The sequence below is a fragment of the Methyloparacoccus sp. NF-16 genome (genome assembly GCF_056880625.1).
Window position 1 is genome coordinate 476,553 of record NZ_CP174130.1, and the last position, 16,672, is coordinate 493,224.

The following is a 16,672-nucleotide window of genomic DNA, read 5'->3' on the forward strand; positions in this document are numbered from 1 at the left end:
ATCTGGTGTGGGTTAGCGGGTAATCCTCATTCCCACTCGATCGTCGCGGGCGGTTTGCCGGAGATGTCGTAGGTGACGCGGGAGATGCCGGGGACTTCGTTGATGATGCGGCGGGAGACGAGGTCGAGGAAGTCGTAGGGCAGGTGCGCCCAGCGGGCGGTCATGAAGTCGATGGTTTCCACGGCGCGCAGGGCGATGACGTAATCGTAGCGGCGGCCGTCGCCCATGACGCCCACGGATTTGACCGGCAGGAAGACGGCGAAGGCCTGGCTGGTCTTGTCGTACAGGTCGTGCCGGTAGAGCTCCTCGATGAAGATGGCATCGGCCTGGCGCAGCAGGTCGGCGTAGTCCTTCTTGACCTCGCCAAGAATCCGCACGCCGAGGCCGGGACCCGGGAAGGGGTGGCGGTGGATCATTTCGGAGGGCAGGCCCAGTTCCAGCCCCAGCTTGCGCACCTCGTCCTTGAAGAGTTCGCGCAGGGGCTCGACCAGCTTGAGCTTCATGTGCTCGGGCAGGCCGCCGACATTGTGGTGCGACTTGATGACATGCGCCTTGCCGGTCTTGGAACCGGCCGATTCGATGACGTCCGGGTAAATGGTGCCTTGCGCCAACCAGCGGGCGTCGGTGAGCTTGGCGGCTTCCTCGTCGAAAATCTCCACGAACAGTCGGCCGATGATCTTGCGCTTCTGCTCGGGGTCGGTGACGCCGGCCAGTTCGGCCAGATAGCGGGCTTCGGCATCGACCCGGATGACGCGCACGCCCATGTGTTTGGCGAAGGTGGCCATGACCTGATCCCCTTCGTTCAGGCGCAGGAGACCCGTGTCGACGAACACGCAGGTGAGCCGGTCGCCGATGGCGCGGTGCAGCAGGGCGGCGACCACGGAGGAGTCGACGCCGCCGGACAGGCCGAGGATGACCTGCTCGTCGCCGACCTTCTCGCGCAGGCTGGCGATGCTGTCTTCGATGATGTGGCGGGTCGTCCACAAGGTTTCGCAGCCGCAGATGTCGGTGACGAAACGGCTGAGCAGCCGCTGCCCTTGCTTGGTGTGGGTGACTTCCGGATGGAATTGCAGGGCATAGAAATGCCGTTTCTCGTCGGCCATGCCGGCGATAGGCGCGCTGTCGGTGGAAGCGATCAGCTTGAAGCCAGGCGGCAAGGCCGTGACCTGATCGCCGTGACTCATCCAGACATCGAGCAGGCCGTGTCCTTCGGGCGAGGCATGATCCTCGATATCGGTCAGCAGTCGCGAATGACCACGCGCCCGTACCTGGGCATAGCCGAATTCGCGATGGGTAGAGGCCTCGACCTTGCCACCCAGTTGCTGCGCCATGGTCTGCATGCCGTAGCAGATGCCCAGCACCGGCACGCCCAGCCCGAAGACCCGCTCTGGCGCCCGGGGCGTGTCGGCCAGGGTGACCGTCTCCGGTCCGCCGGAGAGGACTATGCCGCGCGGCGCGAAGTCACGGATGTATGTCTCGTCGCAGTCCCAGGGATGAATCTCGCAGTAGACGCCGATCTCGCGGACGCGACGGGCGATCAGCTGGGTGTACTGGGAGCCGAAATCCAGGATGAGGATCTTGTGGGCGTGGATGTCTTGCATGGTGGCGAATGCTGGCGGGGGCGGTCGCTCGGGCTGGCCCGGAGCCGATCAGTCCATCGAGTAGTTGGGCGCTTCCTTGGTGATGGTGACGTCATGCACGTGGCTTTCGCGCATGCCGGCCGAGGTGACGCGGACGAAGCGGGCCTTGCTGCGCATTTCCTCGATGGTGCTGCAGCCGGTATAGCCCATGGCCGAACGCACGCCGCCGACCAGCTGATGGAGGATCGACACCAACGAGCCCTTGTACGGCACGCGGCCCTCGATGCCTTCGGGCACCAGTTTCTCGGCATCGGTGCTTTCCTGGAAGTAGCGGTCGCTGGAACCTTGGGTTTGCGACATCGCCCCCAGCGAGCCCATGCCGCGATAGCTCTTGTAGGAGCGGCCCTGATACAGCTCGACCTCGCCCGGCGCCTCCTCGGTGCCGGCGAACAGGCCGCCCAGCATGACCGCATAGGCGCCGGCCGCGAGAGCCTTGGCGACGTCGCCGGAGTAGCGGATGCCGCCATCGGCGATCAGCGGCACCCCGGTGCCCCGCAGTGCCTCGGCCACGTTGGAAACGGCCGTGATCTGCGGGATGCCGACGCCGGCGACAATGCGCGTGGTGCAAATGGAGCCGGGACCGATACCCACCTTGACGGCGTCGGCGCCGGCCTCGACCAGGGCGCGGGCGGCCTCGCCCGTGGCGATGTTGCCGCCGATCACCTGGAGGTGCGGATAGTGGGTCTTGACCCAGCGGACTCGGTCGAGCACGCCCTGCGAATGGCCGTGCGCCGTGTCGACCACAATGACGTCTACGCCGGCGGCGGCCAGGACCTCCACCCGCTCTTCCGTGCCGGCGCCGGTGCCCACGGCGGCGCCCACGCGCAGGCGTTCCTGCTCGTCCTTGCAGGCCTGCGGATAGTCGCGCGATTTCTGGATGTCCTTGACGGTGATCATGCCGCGCAGCTGGAACTGATCGTTGACCACCAGCACCTTCTCGATGCGATGCTCGTGCAGCAGGCGGATGGCCTCTTCCTTGCTGGCCCCCTCGCGCACCGTGACCAGCTTGTCCCGCGGCGTCATGGCCCTGGAAACCGGCTCGTCGAAGCGGGTCTCGAAGCGCAGGTCGCGGCTGGTGACGATGCCGACCAGATCACCCTGGTCGACCACCGGCACGCCGGAGATGCCCTTGGCCCGGGTCAGTTCCAGCACGTCGCGGATGGTGGCGTCGGGCGCGACGGTGAACGGCTCCTTGATGACGCCGCTCTCGTACTTCTTCACCATGCTGACTTCGTAGGCCTGCCGCTCGGCGCTCATGTTCTTGTGGATGATGCCGATGCCGCCTTCCTGGGCGATGGTGATTGCCAGCCGTCCCTCGGTGACGGTATCCATGGCGGCGGAGAGCAGGGGGATGTTGAGCGTAATGGCGCGGGTGAGCTGAGTCTTCAGGCTGACGTCCCGTGGCAGGATGTTCGAATGCGCCGGTATCAGAAGGACATCATCGAACGTCAGCGCTTCCTGGATTACACGCATGGTCTCACCTGCCAGTCTGGAAACCGGTGAAATATAGGTGATTCGCCTTGGCGGAGCAAGGCGAGCCCGCGGCGGCGGGTGTCACTCCGCCACTGCACAAAGCCCTCCCTCGCGGCAGGACACCCGGTAGTTGCCCTGCCGGCCGCAACCCTCGGCATGCACCAGGTATTCGCTGAAGAGACCGTCCTCCCAGTCGTGCTCGCGCACCCGTCGCACGGCCGGCGCGGTGCTGACCTGGGGGCAGCTGAAGTCGTTCGCGGCCTCCTGGCGGACCCGTTCACGGGCCTCCTCGGGCCGGTTCAGCGGGGCGCCGGCGCCATCGTAGCGGGCGCAGCCGGGCAGGCAGAGGAGGCAGGCGATGGTCAGTGCCGGCCAACCGCGTGGGCTCCGGCTGGCGAACGGTGGTTTGGGTATCGGCGGCATGGCTGCGGATGGCGGTAGGGTGATGCGGGAGGGCGGGAAAGTGCCGGTTTCAGGGCGCGTAATAGAAGCCGATGCCCAGCATGATGTATATGGCGATCAGCTTGATGCCCGAAATCCAGCGGACCGAGCCGATGGTCAGGCTGTTGTTGACGGCCGCCACGGCCAGGATCACCGCCACCACCTGGAATTCGCTGAACAGAAGGTTCATCGGCTGGCCGATGGCCAGGCCGGTGAAGACCAGAATGGGCGCCGCCAGCAGCGCGGTCTGGGTGCTGGAGCCAAGGGTGGCCGCCAGCGACAGGTCCAGCTGGTTGCCGCGGGCGAAGCGCACGGCATTGAGGATTTCCGCCGCGCCGCCGACCGGCGCGAGCAGGAAGATGCCGGTGAAAATCGGCGTGAAGCCCAGCGTGGCCGCCGCGGGCTCGACGGCATCGGTGAGGATTTCGCTGACGATGGCCAGCAGCACGGTCGCGCCCGCCAGCATCAGCAGAGAATGCCCGCTGCGCGGTTGCCCGGCGCCAGGCGCGGTTTCGCTGTCGGCCCGGGGCGGGGCAGGGAACTCGTGCCCGGTATTCGGGTTGCAGACCGTGAACAGCATGCTGGACAGGTAGGTCATCAGCAGCACCACCGAGACTTCCAGGCTGATTTCCCGCTCCGAGGCGGTGCTGAAATCGAAGATGGCGGGAATGATGAGGCCACTGGTGGCCAGCAGCATCAGGCTGCCCAGCAGATGGCTGCCTTGCAGGTCGAAGTGCAGCCCGCGGGGGTGGCGGCGGCCGCCGAGAAACATGGCCAGGCCCACGCCCAGCAGCAGGTTGCCGACGATGGCGCCGGTGATGGAGGCCTTCACCACCTCCACCAGTCCGTGGCGCAGCGCAAAGATGCCGATGATGATGTCGGGAATGGTGCCCATGGTCGCATTCAGGAGGCCACCGATGGCGGGTCCCAGCGAGCGGGCCAGGTTTTCCGTCGCATCGCCCATCCAGTGTCCCAGCGGGATCACCGCCAGCGCCGCGACCAGGAACACCAGGATGGGGTGGGCATGCCCGGCGTACAGCGCCATCGCTGCCGGCGTGAGGAGCAGGAGCCAGTTCATGGCGATAGCTGCGTGGCCTGTCGCGCGCGGGTGGTTGTCCGCTTCACAGTCGCAGTTCGAGCAGGGACACGTCGTCGTCGAAATGGGACCGGCCCTGCAGGTCGCGCATGGTCTCCAGCACCTCCATCACCTTCTGCCCCGGTGACCGCTCCGGGCGCCTGAGTATCTCGACGAATTCGGCCAGTTCCATTTCGCCACCGTCGGGGGTGCGGATCTCGTAGATGCCATCGCTGAAGACATATAGCGCCGCTCCCGGTGGCACGTGCGTCTGGCCTTCCTCGAAATCCATGTCCTCCAGGGTGCCGACCGGCATGGCCCGGCAGCGCAGCAGTTCCGGCTCCGCTCCCGCGAGCATCACCGCCGGCGGATGGCCGCCGCTGGAATAGCGCAGGATGCGGGTGCTTTTCTGCAGTACGCCGTACCACATCGTGAAATACAGGTTGTTGTGCTTCTCCATCAGGAAGACATTGTTCAGCGCCGCCATCACCCGCGCCGGTTCGCGGAAGTCGACCCCGACCAGGGTGCGCCCCATCAGCGCGTTCATGGCGCTGACGGACAGCAGCGCCGAGCCGACCCCGTGATTGCAGACATCCAGCAGGAAGACGGCGAAATGGTCGTCGTCGATGGCGAAGTAGCCGAAGGCATCGCCGCCCAGCGAGCTGCACGGCAGGAATGCCCAGGCTGTCCTGATCTCCGGCTGGTCCAGCGGCGCCGGCAGCAGCGAGCGGACGTAATCGGCGGCCTCGGCCAGCTCCGCCGCCAGCGCCTGCTGGCTGGCCTCCAGCGCCTTGAAGGCCTGGTTGCGTTGCAACAGCGCGATGTAGGCGGATGAATGGTAGCGGATGCGTGCGATCAGCTCGACCGGATCGGGCAGCTTCACCAGGTAGTCGTTGGCGCCGGCGGCAAAGGCTTCCGCCTTGGTGGTCGGCTCTTCCTTGCTGGACAGCACGATCATCGGCACCCCGGCCGTGTCGGCATGGGCGCGGAAGGATTTCACTAGGGTGATGCCATCGATTTCCGGCATGACCAGGTCCTGCAGGATCACCGTCGGCTTCAGCTGCTCGGCCAGCGCCAGTGCCTCGGCCGGGTTGCAGGTGTAGTGATAGTCGATGTCGGTCTCGGTTTGCAGCATGCGCTTGACGGCTTCGCCGATGATGCGCTGGTCGTCGACCAGCAGCACGACGATCGGATGTTCGGACAGCTGCGTGCCGGCCGGCGGGGTAACGGTGGAGCTCATGATGGAATGGGGTGGGTGACGTTGAACGGAAACATCGGCCTCAAGCGGCATTCAGGCGCGCGACATGCCGGACGATATGCCCGGCGATGGCATCCAGCGGCAGGATCGTCTCGGCGGCGCCAAGCTGCGCGGCCGCCTTGGGCATGCCGTAGACCACGCTGGAGGCCTCGTCCTGGGCCACGGTGAAGAAACCGGCGCGCCTGAGGGCCAGAAGCCCCTCGGCGCCGTCCCTGCCCATGCCGGTCAGGAGGATGCCGCCGCCGCGCAGCGGGGCATGCGCGGCCAGGCTCTTGAAGAACACGTCGATCGACGGCCGGATGGTCAGGTCCGGCCAGGCGTCGGTCCAGCCCAGGGTCAGGGCATCGGTCACGATCAGGTGTTCGGGACGGGCGGCGACCCAGATGCGGCCGGGCTCCAGCCGGGTTTCGCCGGTCAGTGCTGCGACCGGCAGCGCCGCCGACAGGTTGAGCCATTCGGCCAGCCCTTCGGTGAAGTGGAAATCCAGGTGCTGGACGATCACCACCGTGGCCGGCAGTTCGCGCGGCAGGGACGAGATTACCGCGGCCAGGGCCCTGGGGCCGCCGGTCGAGGCACCGATGGCGATGACCGGCGGCAGCCGCAGGCGCGGTGGCGCCGCGTCGGCCGGCGACCGCGCCGCCGGCACCTTGCGGCCATGGCCGGCGAGGGTGCGCAGGGTGTCGAGCCGGTTCAGCAGGTCGGCCCAGCTCTCCGGGCGGTTCCAGCTGTGGGCCGGCGGCAGGACCGCCGCGTCCGCGGCGCCCTGGCCGAGCGCCTCGAACACCCGTCCGAAGCAGGGATCGCAGCCTTGGTTCAGGAGCAGGATACTGCACGGCGAAGCGGTCATCAGCCGGCGGGTGAGCTCGCCGGCCGCCAGGCCGGGGAAATCCAGCCCCATCAGCAGCAGATCGGGTGTTCGCACCGCGCAGGTCGCGAGCAGCCGCTGGGTCGTATCGGCAGTCCAGGCGACGCGGATGCCGGGTTGCTCGGCCAGCAGCGTCTGCAGCCGGCTCACCGTTGCCCTGTCGGGGTGGGCGATGGCGACTTTCACGGGTCGTTCGCGCCGCCGATCAGATCCCGCACCGCCTGGATCAGCCCGGCGTCGTGGAAACTGCTCTTGGTCAGGTAGTAGTCGGCGCCCGCCTGCATGCCGCGCAGGCGATCCTCCTCGCGGTCCTTGTAGGAGACGATCACCACCGGCAGCTTGCCCAGCCGCGGATCGGCCCTGAGCCGCGTGACCAGTTCGATGCCATTCATGCGCGGCATGTCGACATCGCTCACCACCAGGTCGTAGCGGTTGACGGTCAGCTGGTTCCAGCCATCCACGCCGTCCACCGCCACGTCGACCTCGTATCCGCCGTTTTCCAGCAGCTTGCGTTCGACCTCGCGGACGGTGATGGAATCGTCCACCACCAGGATGCGCTTGGCGCGGCGCCGCACCGCCGCCGCCAGCCGGCGCCGTGGCGGCTGCACCTGGCCGGCCAGCCGGTCGGCCGTGCGCACCAGGTCGTCGACATCCAGGATCAGCACCGGCAGCCCCTGTTCGTCGAGGGCGACGGCGCTGAGGTTGGGCACCTTGCCGAGCCGCGGATCCAGCGGCCGTACGACCAGATCGCACTCGCCCCGGAGGGCGTCCACTTCCAGCGCGTACTGGCGACCCTCGGCGCTGATCAGCACCAGCGACAGCCGTTCCGGCGGCACTGTCGGCTCCTCCAGGCCCAGTAGGCGCCGGGCTGGCATCAGCGCCACATTGCCCTGCCCGGTGGCGAAATAGTAGTTGCCGTTCACCGACTCCAGCTGCCGCGAGGCGCGTCGCTCGGCGCGGTCGATGCGCGCCAGCGGCAGGGCGTAGGACTGGCCGGCGATGTCGACCCGCAGCGTGCGGATCACCGAGCGCGTGACCGGCAGCTGCAACTCGAAGCGGGTGCCCTGGCCGCGCTCGGAGCTGACCTGCAGCGAGCCGCCGCAGCCGTGGACCATGGTCTGCACCACGTCCAGGCCGACGCCGCGGCCGGAAATCTCGCTTACCGCCTCGCGGGTGCTGAGGCCGGGCAGGAACAGGAAATCGTAGAGCTCGGCCGCCGTCAGGCGCAGGGCCATGTCGGTGCTGATCAGCCCCTGGCGGACGATCTTGGCGCGCAGGGCCTCGGTATCGATGCCCTGGCCATCGTCGGCGATCGACACCAGCAGCCGGCCGCTGCGGTGCCGGGCTTCCAGCCGCAGGCGGCCGGTGGCGGGCTTGCCGGCAGCGAGGCGCTCCTGCGGCGATTCCAGGCCGTGGTCGAGGGCGTTGCGCAGCAGATGGTTCAGCGGCGCGTCGAGTCGGCTGAGGATGTCGCGATCGACCAGCGTGGCCTGGCCGACGATCTCGAAGTCGACTTGCCGGTCAAGCTGCCGGGCCATGTCGCGCACCAGCCGCGGGAACCCCTGCACGCCGTCGGCAAACGGCCGCATGCGTCCGCGCAGGGCCAGGCTGTGCAGCCGCTCGGAGAGGAAGTTGGCGCGGCTGGCGATATCGGCCAGATGCTGGTCGTGGCGGTCCAGCGCAGTGCCCAGTTCGGCCAGACGGTCGTGCAGCAGCGCGGGATCGACCGCCCCGCCGCCCGCCGGCGACCGGGCGGCGGCCGACAGCTGCCGCTGCAGGCGCTTGAGCGCTTGCAGCTCGCGGGCGACCTGCTCGATGCGGCGCGCCTCCAGCAGCATGTCGGCGGCATAGCCCAGCATCTGGGTCAGCGTCTCGGCGGTGATGCGCACCGGCGCGTCGGCGGCTTCGCCCGCTTCGGCAGCAGGTTTCGCGCCCGGCGGCGGCCGTGGTGGTTCTCCGGCGGCGGCAGGCGGTGGCTCCGCCGGGGCTGGCTGCGCCGGTGTCGGCGCCGGCGGCCATGGTGCTGGCGGGGCGGCCGGTGGCGCGTCCGTCCCTGTCCCGGTCCCTTCGGCTGGCGCCGGAAGCGTCATCTCCCCTTCGCCCGGGTTGGCCGCCGGTCCGCCGGCAGGGCCTGGCTTGCCCAGGCCGGCACCAATGCGGGCGACCCAGTCACCGGCTTCGCCGGCATGCGCCGCCAGCCAGTCGCTGAGGGCGTCGTCGGCCACATTGCCGAGACCCACCATCCAGTCCAGCGCCGCCAGCAGCAGATCCACCGCGGCGCCATCCAGCACCACCCGGCCGGCGCCGGCCGCGACCAGCAGGTCTTCCATCTCATGGGCGACCTGGACCACCGGCGCCAGGTCCACCACCCGCGCCGCGCCCTTGATCGAATGCGCCGCCCGCATCAGCGGTTCGATGCGCTCCGGCGAACTGCCGTCCCGTTCCAGGGCCAGCAAGCCATCGGTGAGGACCGCGCTGTGCGCGGCCATCTCCTCGCGAAACAGCTCCAGCAGGAAGGCGTCGGGCAGGCTCATGCCAGCGCTTCCCGCAGCAGCGCGGCCAGACGCGCCTCGTCGATCAGCTTGATGCGGCGGCCCTCGTGTTCGAGCAGGGCATCGAGCAGGCGTGGCGAGGCCTTGGCCAGGTTGGCCGGCAGCGCCTGCAATCCGGCGCGCGGGTGCGTCACCGTGCCCAGCACCTCATCGGCCAGGAACACCCAGCGCTGCCCCTGCAGGCGCACCACCAGCATGCGCGCGAAGGCCCGGGCGTCGCCGTTCCCGGCCACCGGCTCGTCGGGGTCGGCACCGAGATAGTGTTCGAGGGTGAAGCACAGCTGCAATTCGCCATGGGTGTTCGCCAGGCCGAGGAAATGCCGGTTGCTGCGCAGGGGCACGTGGACGATGGGTGCCGGCGACAGGGTTTCCTCGAAACAGGCCGATGGCAGCGCCAGCCAGACGCTGGCGACGCGGAAGATCAGTATCCGCAGCGTCTCGGCCTCGTGCGCGGGCGGGCGGATGGCCAGCTGGCGGGTGATTTCCGCCTGGTAGTCCGCCGGCATCGGGCGGTCGAGCAATTCCCGGCCGGCCAGGCGGAAGGTCGGACAGTTGCGGCAGTGCACCTGCTGCGGCAGCTGCTCGCAGCTGCGGTCGCCGAGGATGCCGATGGACTTCCAGCATGGCGTTGCGGGACGGTTGTTCATGCGCCGCTCCCGCCGGCATGGGCCGCCAGCCGCGCGCGCAGCCGGTCGGCGCCGTCAGGGTCGCCGCCCTGCTCCAGCAGCAGGGCCAGGTGCGCCAGGCTCTCCGCGTGCGCCGGATCGAGGAACAGTGCCTGGCGCAGGCGCTCCACCGCCTCGGTCCTGCGGTTCAGCGCACCCAGCAGGATGCCGGCCAGGGCATGTGCCTCCGGGTCCAGCGACTGGATGGCCGCCGGTGTCTGCAGGGGGGACAGGGCCTCCGCGTAGCGGCCCTGATCGGCCAGTTCCCGCAGCCGCTCGAGCGCCAGCGGGGTGGCCGCCTTGCCGGAATGGGGCGGAGCCGGAGGGTTGGCTTGTCCGGGTGCCGGATGGCGGGGAGCCTCGGGGCACGGTTGGAGCGCCGGCCGGACATCGGCGCAGCGGTGGACCGGCGCGGGCAGCGGCGTGGTTTCCCGGGCCGGAGTGGACGGCCCTGGCTGCCGGCACCAGGCGAAGGCGCCATTGGCGCGCGCGCGCGCCAGTCCCAGCCCGGCCGGTGGCTGTTCGGCATGGCCCAGGAACAGCAGCCCGCCGGGGCGCAGGCAGCGGCCCAGGCGTTCGCAGATTCTGCGCCGCGCCTCCCCGTTCATGTAGATCAGCAGGTTGCGGCAGAAGATGACATGGTAGGGATCGCGGTCGCGGTACCACCCGGCATCCATGGCGTTGCCGCGCGAGAATTCGACCATGGCGCGCAGCTGGTCGCCGACGCGCAGTTGCCCGTCGGCCTGCGGTCGCAGCAGGTGTTGCCAGCGCGCCACCGGCTGGCCGCGCAGGCGGCGCGGGGGATAGCGTCCGCTTGCGGCGATCGCCAGGGCGGCGGGATTGACGTCCACGGCGTCGATGCGCGCGCGCGCGCCATCCAGCCCGGCTTCGGCCAGTACGGCGGCGATCGACCAGGCCTCCTCGCCGGTGGAGCAGGGCAGGGTCAGGACGCGCAGGGGATGGGCCGGCGCAAAATCCCGCGCCTGCCGGGCGACCCAGGTGGCCAGATAGGCGAACGCCGCCCACTCGCGGAAGAACCAGGTTTCCCCCACCAGCAGCCGTTCCAGCAAGGCTTCGCGTTCGGCGGCATCCGTCCGCCAGCGTTCGGCATAGTCGGCGGGGTTGTCGCACCCGCTGGCGCGGCGCCGGGCCCCCAGGGCCTCCTCCAGGGAGCCTGGCCCGAGCACGGCGAGGTCCAGTCCGTAGCGCTCCGCCACCCAGGCGGCCAGCCCGGCGAGAAAAGCGGACGGCTGCTCAGGCGTCATCGGCCACCGCCAGGCTCTCGATCTCGCGCGTCAGCAGGGCTCGCCAGTCGATGGCGCGCACCAGTCCCAGTTCGGTGTCGTACAGGGTGGGCGCCAGCCAGTCGTGACCCGGGCCCAGGAATGCTGGCGCCAGGACCTGCCGGTCGTGGAGATCCAGCATTTCCATGGCCCGTTCGACCAGCAGTCCGAGCAGGGTTTCCTGTTCGGTCGCCCGCACCAGGACGATGCGCGTGCTGATGACCCGCGCGGCCGGCGTGCCGCTGTGGATCACGCCGACATCCAGCACCGGCACGAAGCGGCCCTGGTAGCGCAGCAGGCCGGCTACCGCGGGTGGCGCCAGCGCCAGGCTCTCCAGCTCCGCCAGGGGGAGCACCGCCTGGATGTCGCCAGCGGGCACCGCGAAGATTTCCTGGCCCAGACGGAACAGCAGGTGCAGCATGGGCCTCAGTCGGACGGCAGGGCGTCGGCGCGCAGGGCTTTTTCCAGATCGACGCGGTTGCGTCCTGCCACGGCCCGGTAGGCGTGGCGGTTCATCAGCGTGCGGGTGAAGTGCACGCCCAGGCCGCCGATGCCGCGCTCTTCCAGCGACAGGTCCAGGTCCGGTACGGGCAGGCTGAAGGGATCGAAGGGGATGCCGTCGTCCTCGAGGCGGATGTGCAGGGTGTCGCCGTTGCGCCACAGGCTCAGTTCGAACTGGCCGGGCGGGCCATCGGGATAGCCGTAGGAAACGATGTTCTGCACCAGCTCCTCCAGCACCAGATCGACGTGGAATTTCGCCTCGGCCGGCCAGTTGTCGCGCTCGGCCAGGGCCTCCACCGCTTCGGCCACCATCACCAGGCTGACCTGTTCCGCCGCCAGCCGCAGGTGCAGCAGGCAGCCCGCCCCGCCGCCAGCCGATGGCTCGGCCGCTGGGGCGGAATGGAGGGTACGGGCGGGATGCTCGGACATGGCGGTGGCTGGCGGCGACGGGTCCGGAGAGAGTACCGCAAAACCGGTGACGGCGGGCATCTCGGCGAGGGCGTCTCAGGCGGGTCAGCGGGTTTCCAGTGCCAGCTGCCGGAACAGCGCCGGGAAACGCCAGGCCGCGGCCACCGGTTCGTCGCGACCCGCCGCCATCCGGTAATGCCGCAGTCGATCGCGGTCCCCGATCAGGCCGGCCAGCGCGGCGCGGAAACCCTCGGTGTCGTCGGCGGCGGTCAGCCAGCCGGTTTCGCCGTGCCGCACCAGCCGGGCGGCGGCGCCGACGTCGGTGGCGATGGCCGGCAGGCCCGCCGCCAGCGCTTCGGCCAGCGCCATGCCGTAGGACTCGTAGGCGCTGTACTGCACGCAGAGGTCCATGCCCGCCATCAGGCGCGCCAGCGCCGTGCTCGTCAGGGCGCCGTGCCTGCGGATGCGCCCGGTCAGCCCCAGCTCGGCGGCGCGTCGCCAGAGCCGCCGGGCATAGTCCGGGCAGGGGCGTTCGTCGCCGGCAAGATGCCAGACCCAGTCGCCGTCGATGCCGTGCAGGAGATCGAGCAGTTCCCGTTGGCGCTTGGCTGGCAGCAGGCTGGCGACGGTCAGCAGCCGAACCGGGCCGGTTTGCCGCCGGGCCGGGGACTGCGCCCGCGCGCTCAGGAAGGCCGCGTCGACGCCGGGTTCGCACAGCCAGGTTGGCCGCCCGGGCCGGTACTGTCGCAGCGCCGCCGCGACCCGGGCGCCGGTGGCGATGTGGAAGTCCATGCCGGCAAGCGCGCGGTCGACGATGTCCCGCCACCGCCGGCGTTCGTTCTCGTCCAGCAGGGGATCGTGGAAGGGCAGGTAATGGAGCAGCAGCCCCTGGCGCTGGCCGACGGCGAGATTCCGCCGCGCCAGTTCGGGCAGGAACAGGCTGTCCCACAGCAGCGTTTCGTCCGCCGCCGGTTCGGGCGGCGCCGTATCGGGATGCCAGGCGCAGGCGCGCAGCGCCAGACCCAGGTGCCTCGCCGCCCCGATCAGCGCCGCGTTGTAACGGTTGCCGCCGCTGACCGGGCCATCGAGCGGCGGGTGGACGAAGCACAGTTTCATGCGCCGCGGCCGGACTTCGTCCGCGTCCGGTTTGATGTCATCATGAACGGCCCCTCCATCGCGCCGGGATCACCCAGGAAACGACCGCAACATGACCGCCACGCTTACCCGCTGGACCGAGCAGCATGCGCTGCTGATGAGCCTCGGCATCGCCGGCGTTCTGCTGGAGAAAACGCCTTTGCTGCTGGCGGCGATGGCGGTGGCATCCTTCCTGGGACTCCTGGCCCGCTTCCGGCGGGTCGTCCCGGCGGGGCAGTCCTTCGGGCTCGGCAATGCTCTGACCGGGCTGCGCGTGCTCGCCACGCTGGCCCTGTTGCTGAGTCCCGGCCTGGCTGGCACCTGGCAGGCGGCGATCGCCATGCTGCTGGTGGGGATGGACGGGCTGGATGGCTGGGCCGCGCGACGCTTCGGTACGGTTTCCGGTTTCGGCGAGGTGTTCGATCATGAGAGCGATGCCTTCCTGCTGCTGACACTGTGCCTGCTGCTCCTGCTCGGCGACCACCTGCCGGCCTGGGTGCTGCTGCCCGGCGCGCTGCGCTATGCCTTCGTGCTCTGGCTGCGCTGGGGACCACCGGCCCGCGGGACGGTGCGCGGCAACCGTTTCACCCGCGGCGTGGGCGTCCTCGGCACGCTGACCCTGGCGGTCTGCCTCTGGCCCGGCCTGCCGCCGCCGGTCACGACCGGCCTGGCGGCCGGCGCCAGCCTGGCCCTGGCGGTCTCCTTCCTCGTGTCGCTGTGGCAGCGGCACCGGGCCTGAAGCGCCCATGCCGCCCAGAACCCTGAGCGTTCGCGACCGCGAGGACATCCGCGCCTTCTTCGACCGGCTCGCGCCGGCTTACGCCGACAGCCATGGTGCCCCCGGCCGCGCCCTGCGCCAGCGGCTGGCGCTGATCGAGCGGCTGCTGGCCGGCAGCCGGCGCGAGACCCTGGTCGAGATCGGCTGCGGGACCGGCTTGCATCTGTTTCCGCTGGCCGGCGCCTTCGCCCGGCTGATCGGCACCGATCTTTCGCCCGGCATGATCGCCCGCGCCGAGTCCCTGCGCCGGCAGCAGGCCGGTGGCGAGCGCATCGCCTTCCGCGTCGATCCGGCGGAATTGCTGGCCACGGTCGGCGACGGCGTGGCTGATGCGGTGCTCTGCGTCGGCGCGCTGGAACACATGCCTGACCGCGACCGGGTGCTGTCGCAGGTCGCGCGGGTGCTCCGGCCCGGCGGGGTATTCGTCTGTCTGACGCCCAACGGCGATCATGTCTGGTATCGCTGGCTGGCGCCGCGACTGGGGCTGCCGACCCGGCATCTCAGCAGCGACCGGTTTCTGCGCCGCGCCGAGCTGCGGGCCCGGTTGCCGGCTGCCGGGTTGCGGCTCCGGCGCCTGCAGGGCTGGAGCTTCATCCCCCGCGGCGACATGCCGGCCGGCTGGGCGTGGCTGATGACGCTGGCCGATGCCTGCGGCCGCTGGCTGGGGTTCGACGGTTGGCGCGGCGGTCTCGCCGTCCTGGCCGTCAAGCCGCCGGCTTGCGGGCCAGCAGATCGAGCTGATGGATGATCAGTCCGAGCTGGCGGCCGTCGATCTGTTCGCGGCGCAGCTGCCACCAGGCATCCAAGGTTCCGGCGTCGAACCGTCCCGAGCGTTGCGCCTCGTCGTGGATCATGTCCAGCAACGCCCGCAGGCAGCGCGCGTCGTCGTCGCGGTAGGCACCCCGGCAGGGGGTGATGTTCCAGTCCGAGCTGCCATAGGCCAGTAGCTCGAATCCCGCCGCCAGCAGGGCGGCATGCAGGCGGCGGCCGGATTGCGCGCCGCCGCAGGCCTCGCCATCTAGCTGGCGCGCCATCGAAGCATCGTAGTGGGCCAGGACGGCATCCTCGAAGCCGGCATCGTGGAACCCTGGAAACAGGACGGTGCCGCCGTCGTAGTTCAGCGTGGCGTAGACGAGGCCGCCCGGCTTCAGCCAGTCCCGCATGCGTCGCGCCATCCGCCCGGGCGGCAGCAGATCCATCAGGGCATGGGCGATGATGCCGTCCCAGTGCCCGGTTGCGGCGGGGCGGTAGTCGCCCAGGTCGGCGGCCCGGTAGGCCAGGATCAGGGTTTGCGTCGCGCGCCGGGCCTGGAGCGGTTCGCGGTCCGCTCCGACCGCGAACCCGGCCGCGGCCAGTTTCGGTTCGGCGCGGCGTCTTGCCAGGTCCAGCAGTTCGCCGTCGCGGTCGACGAAGGTCACCTCCAGGCGCGCGGGGCCGGGCAGGGCCAGCAGCCGGTCGAGGCTGGCGCCGGTGCCCGCGCCGATATCCAGCAGCCGCGCCGCTGCCCGCTCGCCCAGCAGGGCCTCGAACAGGGCACGCACGTCGCGGTTGAGACTGCGTTCGTCGAGTGGAAACTTGGCGTCGAGGTATGCCTGAAAGTCGACGGACATAGGTGTCATGCGGGCACTTCGCCGCCGGTGATCGGCGGCGGGATCAGAGCCCGCCGCCGTAGGCCGCCCAGTCGTCCGCGTTTTCCCACAGCTTCACCGTCAGGCGCTTGCCGGGCAGGTCGACGCGGTTGCGCAGCTGCTGCCACAGGATGCGGGAGAAGTGCTCGATGCTGGGGTTGAGCCCGGCAAAGGCCGGCTGCTCGTTCAGCACCCGGTCGGCATACTGGCCGATGACCCCCGCCAGGGCCGTCTCCAGCGCGACGATGTCGATGAGATAGCCGTGCCGGTCCAGTTCCGTGCCCTCGACGATGACTTCGGCGCGGTAGTGGTGGCTGTGTTCGTGGTTTTCGGCACCCCAGTCGCCGCCGATGAGAAAGTGGCGGGCGATGAAGTCGCGGCGGATGGCGAGTTGGTAGGACATGGCCGGCACTATAGCATCGTTGCCGGTGCCGCGAGCCGGTCGGGGCGCGGGGCGTCGCCTTGCAGCGCGCCCCGCGGGCAGGCTGTCAGTGGCGGGTGCGGGCGGAGGGCTGCGCGGGGTTGACATCGAACGACTCGCCCCGGTCCAGCAATTGCCAGGGTATGTCGATCTCGCTGGCATGCCGGTGGCGGATGAGAAAACGCATGGCGGCGATCAGCGGGGTCTTGCCTACCGACGCCCAGTCCTCGCCCGGCTTGGTGGCGCGCCAGTAGCCTTCCCGGGTCGGGCTCAGGCGGATCTGGGCGCTTTCGATCAGGGGGCCGCCGATCGACCAGTCCGAGGACGGACGGTATTCGCCCCGGCTGGCCTGCGCGGCGAGCTCGTGGTCGCCGCCCTCCAGCACATAGCCCACGACCCAGTCGAGGGAATTGCCGGCCAGGGTTTCCACCTGCGTTCTGACTTTCATGCGTGTTCTCCGGTTGCTGCTGCGGGTATCGGCCGGGTCCCTGTGACGCCGGTCGGCACATCCGCTTGCCCGGTGACTTAGCAATGCACATGCCATTGTCTT

At 69.8% G+C, this 16,672-nt stretch carries 17 protein-coding genes; 2 read left to right on the top strand and 15 right to left on the bottom strand.

Going from position 1 to position 16,672, the window contains the following annotated elements:
• Positions 1–26: 26 nt before the first annotated feature.
• The 12 genes from guaA to ACH5N8_RS02275 form a co-directional block, all read right to left on the bottom strand.
• The gene (gene guaA, locus ACH5N8_RS02220; RefSeq protein WP_483282328.1) at positions 27–1,601 is read right to left on the bottom strand and encodes a glutamine-hydrolyzing GMP synthase; all 1,575 of its coding nucleotides are present in this window, start codon (positions 1,599–1,601) and stop codon (positions 27–29) included.
• Between the two features lie 48 nt (positions 1,602–1,649).
• Positions 1,650–3,113, bottom strand: coding sequence for an IMP dehydrogenase (guaB, locus tag ACH5N8_RS02225; protein WP_483282329.1), 1,464 nt, complete (start codon positions 3,111–3,113; stop codon positions 1,650–1,652).
• An 81-nt stretch (positions 3,114–3,194) separates the two neighbouring features.
• Positions 3,195–3,536 (bottom strand): hypothetical protein, encoded by a 342-nt coding sequence (locus ACH5N8_RS02230; protein WP_483282330.1) that lies wholly within the window; start codon positions 3,534–3,536, stop codon positions 3,195–3,197.
• Between the two features lie 49 nt (positions 3,537–3,585).
• Positions 3,586–4,632, bottom strand: coding sequence for a calcium/proton exchanger (gene cax, locus ACH5N8_RS02235; protein WP_483282331.1), 1,047 nt, complete (start codon positions 4,630–4,632; stop codon positions 3,586–3,588).
• A gap of 43 nt (positions 4,633–4,675) precedes the next feature.
• Positions 4,676–5,869, bottom strand: coding sequence for a SpoIIE family protein phosphatase (locus ACH5N8_RS02240; protein ID WP_483282332.1), 1,194 nt, complete (start codon positions 5,867–5,869; stop codon positions 4,676–4,678).
• Positions 5,870–5,909: 40 nt separating this feature from the next.
• Positions 5,910–6,938, bottom strand: coding sequence for a chemotaxis protein CheB (locus ACH5N8_RS02245; RefSeq protein ID WP_483282333.1), 1,029 nt, complete (start codon positions 6,936–6,938; stop codon positions 5,910–5,912).
• Entirely contained in the window at positions 6,935–9,286 is a 2,352-nt protein-coding gene (locus tag ACH5N8_RS02250; protein ID WP_483282334.1) for a hybrid sensor histidine kinase/response regulator, read from the bottom strand. Before ACH5N8_RS02250 ends, ACH5N8_RS02245 begins: the two co-directional genes overlap by 4 nt.
• Positions 9,283–9,951 carry a chemotaxis protein CheW gene (locus ACH5N8_RS02255; protein WP_483282335.1) on the bottom strand — a complete coding sequence of 223 codons (669 nt, stop codon included), beginning with the start codon at positions 9,949–9,951 and terminating at the stop codon, positions 9,283–9,285. The genes ACH5N8_RS02250 and ACH5N8_RS02255 overlap by 4 nt, the downstream gene beginning before the upstream one ends.
• Positions 9,948–11,234 (bottom strand): CheR family methyltransferase, encoded by a 1,287-nt coding sequence (locus ACH5N8_RS02260; RefSeq protein ID WP_483282336.1) that lies wholly within the window; start codon positions 11,232–11,234, stop codon positions 9,948–9,950. The genes ACH5N8_RS02255 and ACH5N8_RS02260 overlap by 4 nt, the downstream gene beginning before the upstream one ends.
• Positions 11,224–11,673, bottom strand: coding sequence for a chemotaxis protein CheW (locus ACH5N8_RS02265; protein WP_483282337.1), 450 nt, complete (start codon positions 11,671–11,673; stop codon positions 11,224–11,226). Before ACH5N8_RS02265 ends, ACH5N8_RS02260 begins: the two co-directional genes overlap by 11 nt.
• Before the next feature lie 5 nt (positions 11,674–11,678).
• Complete coding sequence (locus ACH5N8_RS02270; RefSeq protein ID WP_483282338.1) at positions 11,679–12,182, bottom strand: ATP-binding protein; 504 nt, start codon at positions 12,180–12,182, stop codon at positions 11,679–11,681.
• A gap of 84 nt (positions 12,183–12,266) precedes the next feature.
• A complete protein-coding gene (locus ACH5N8_RS02275) occupies positions 12,267–13,277 on the bottom strand; it encodes a glycosyltransferase family 4 protein (RefSeq protein ID WP_483282339.1) in 1,011 nt (336 codons plus the stop codon).
• Between the two features lie 91 nt (positions 13,278–13,368).
• On the opposite strand from ACH5N8_RS02275, the gene ACH5N8_RS02280 reads away from it, so the two are divergent.
• Together ACH5N8_RS02280 and ACH5N8_RS02285 are read left to right on the top strand one after the other, a co-directional pair.
• The gene (locus tag ACH5N8_RS02280; RefSeq protein ID WP_483282340.1) at positions 13,369–14,034 is read left to right on the top strand and encodes a CDP-alcohol phosphatidyltransferase family protein; all 666 of its coding nucleotides are present in this window, start codon (positions 13,369–13,371) and stop codon (positions 14,032–14,034) included.
• Between the two features lie 7 nt (positions 14,035–14,041).
• Entirely contained in the window at positions 14,042–14,821 is a 780-nt protein-coding gene (locus ACH5N8_RS02285) for a class I SAM-dependent methyltransferase (protein ID WP_483282341.1), read from the top strand.
• Here the strand turns inward: ACH5N8_RS02285 and ACH5N8_RS02290 are convergent.
• From ACH5N8_RS02290 to ACH5N8_RS02300, 3 genes are all read right to left on the bottom strand, one after another.
• Complete coding sequence (locus ACH5N8_RS02290) at positions 14,778–15,692, bottom strand: class I SAM-dependent methyltransferase (RefSeq protein ID WP_483282342.1); 915 nt, start codon at positions 15,690–15,692, stop codon at positions 14,778–14,780. The two genes, ACH5N8_RS02285 and ACH5N8_RS02290, sit on opposite strands and share 44 nt — an antisense overlap.
• A gap of 34 nt (positions 15,693–15,726) precedes the next feature.
• On the bottom strand, positions 15,727–16,104 hold the full coding sequence (locus ACH5N8_RS02295; protein ID WP_460027433.1) for a 6-pyruvoyl trahydropterin synthase family protein: 378 nt from the start codon (positions 16,102–16,104) through the stop codon (positions 15,727–15,729).
• 85 nt (positions 16,105–16,189) lie between these two features.
• Positions 16,190–16,570, bottom strand: coding sequence for a phage protein NinX family protein (locus ACH5N8_RS02300; RefSeq protein WP_460027432.1), 381 nt, complete (start codon positions 16,568–16,570; stop codon positions 16,190–16,192).
• Positions 16,571–16,672 lie beyond the last annotated feature (102 nt).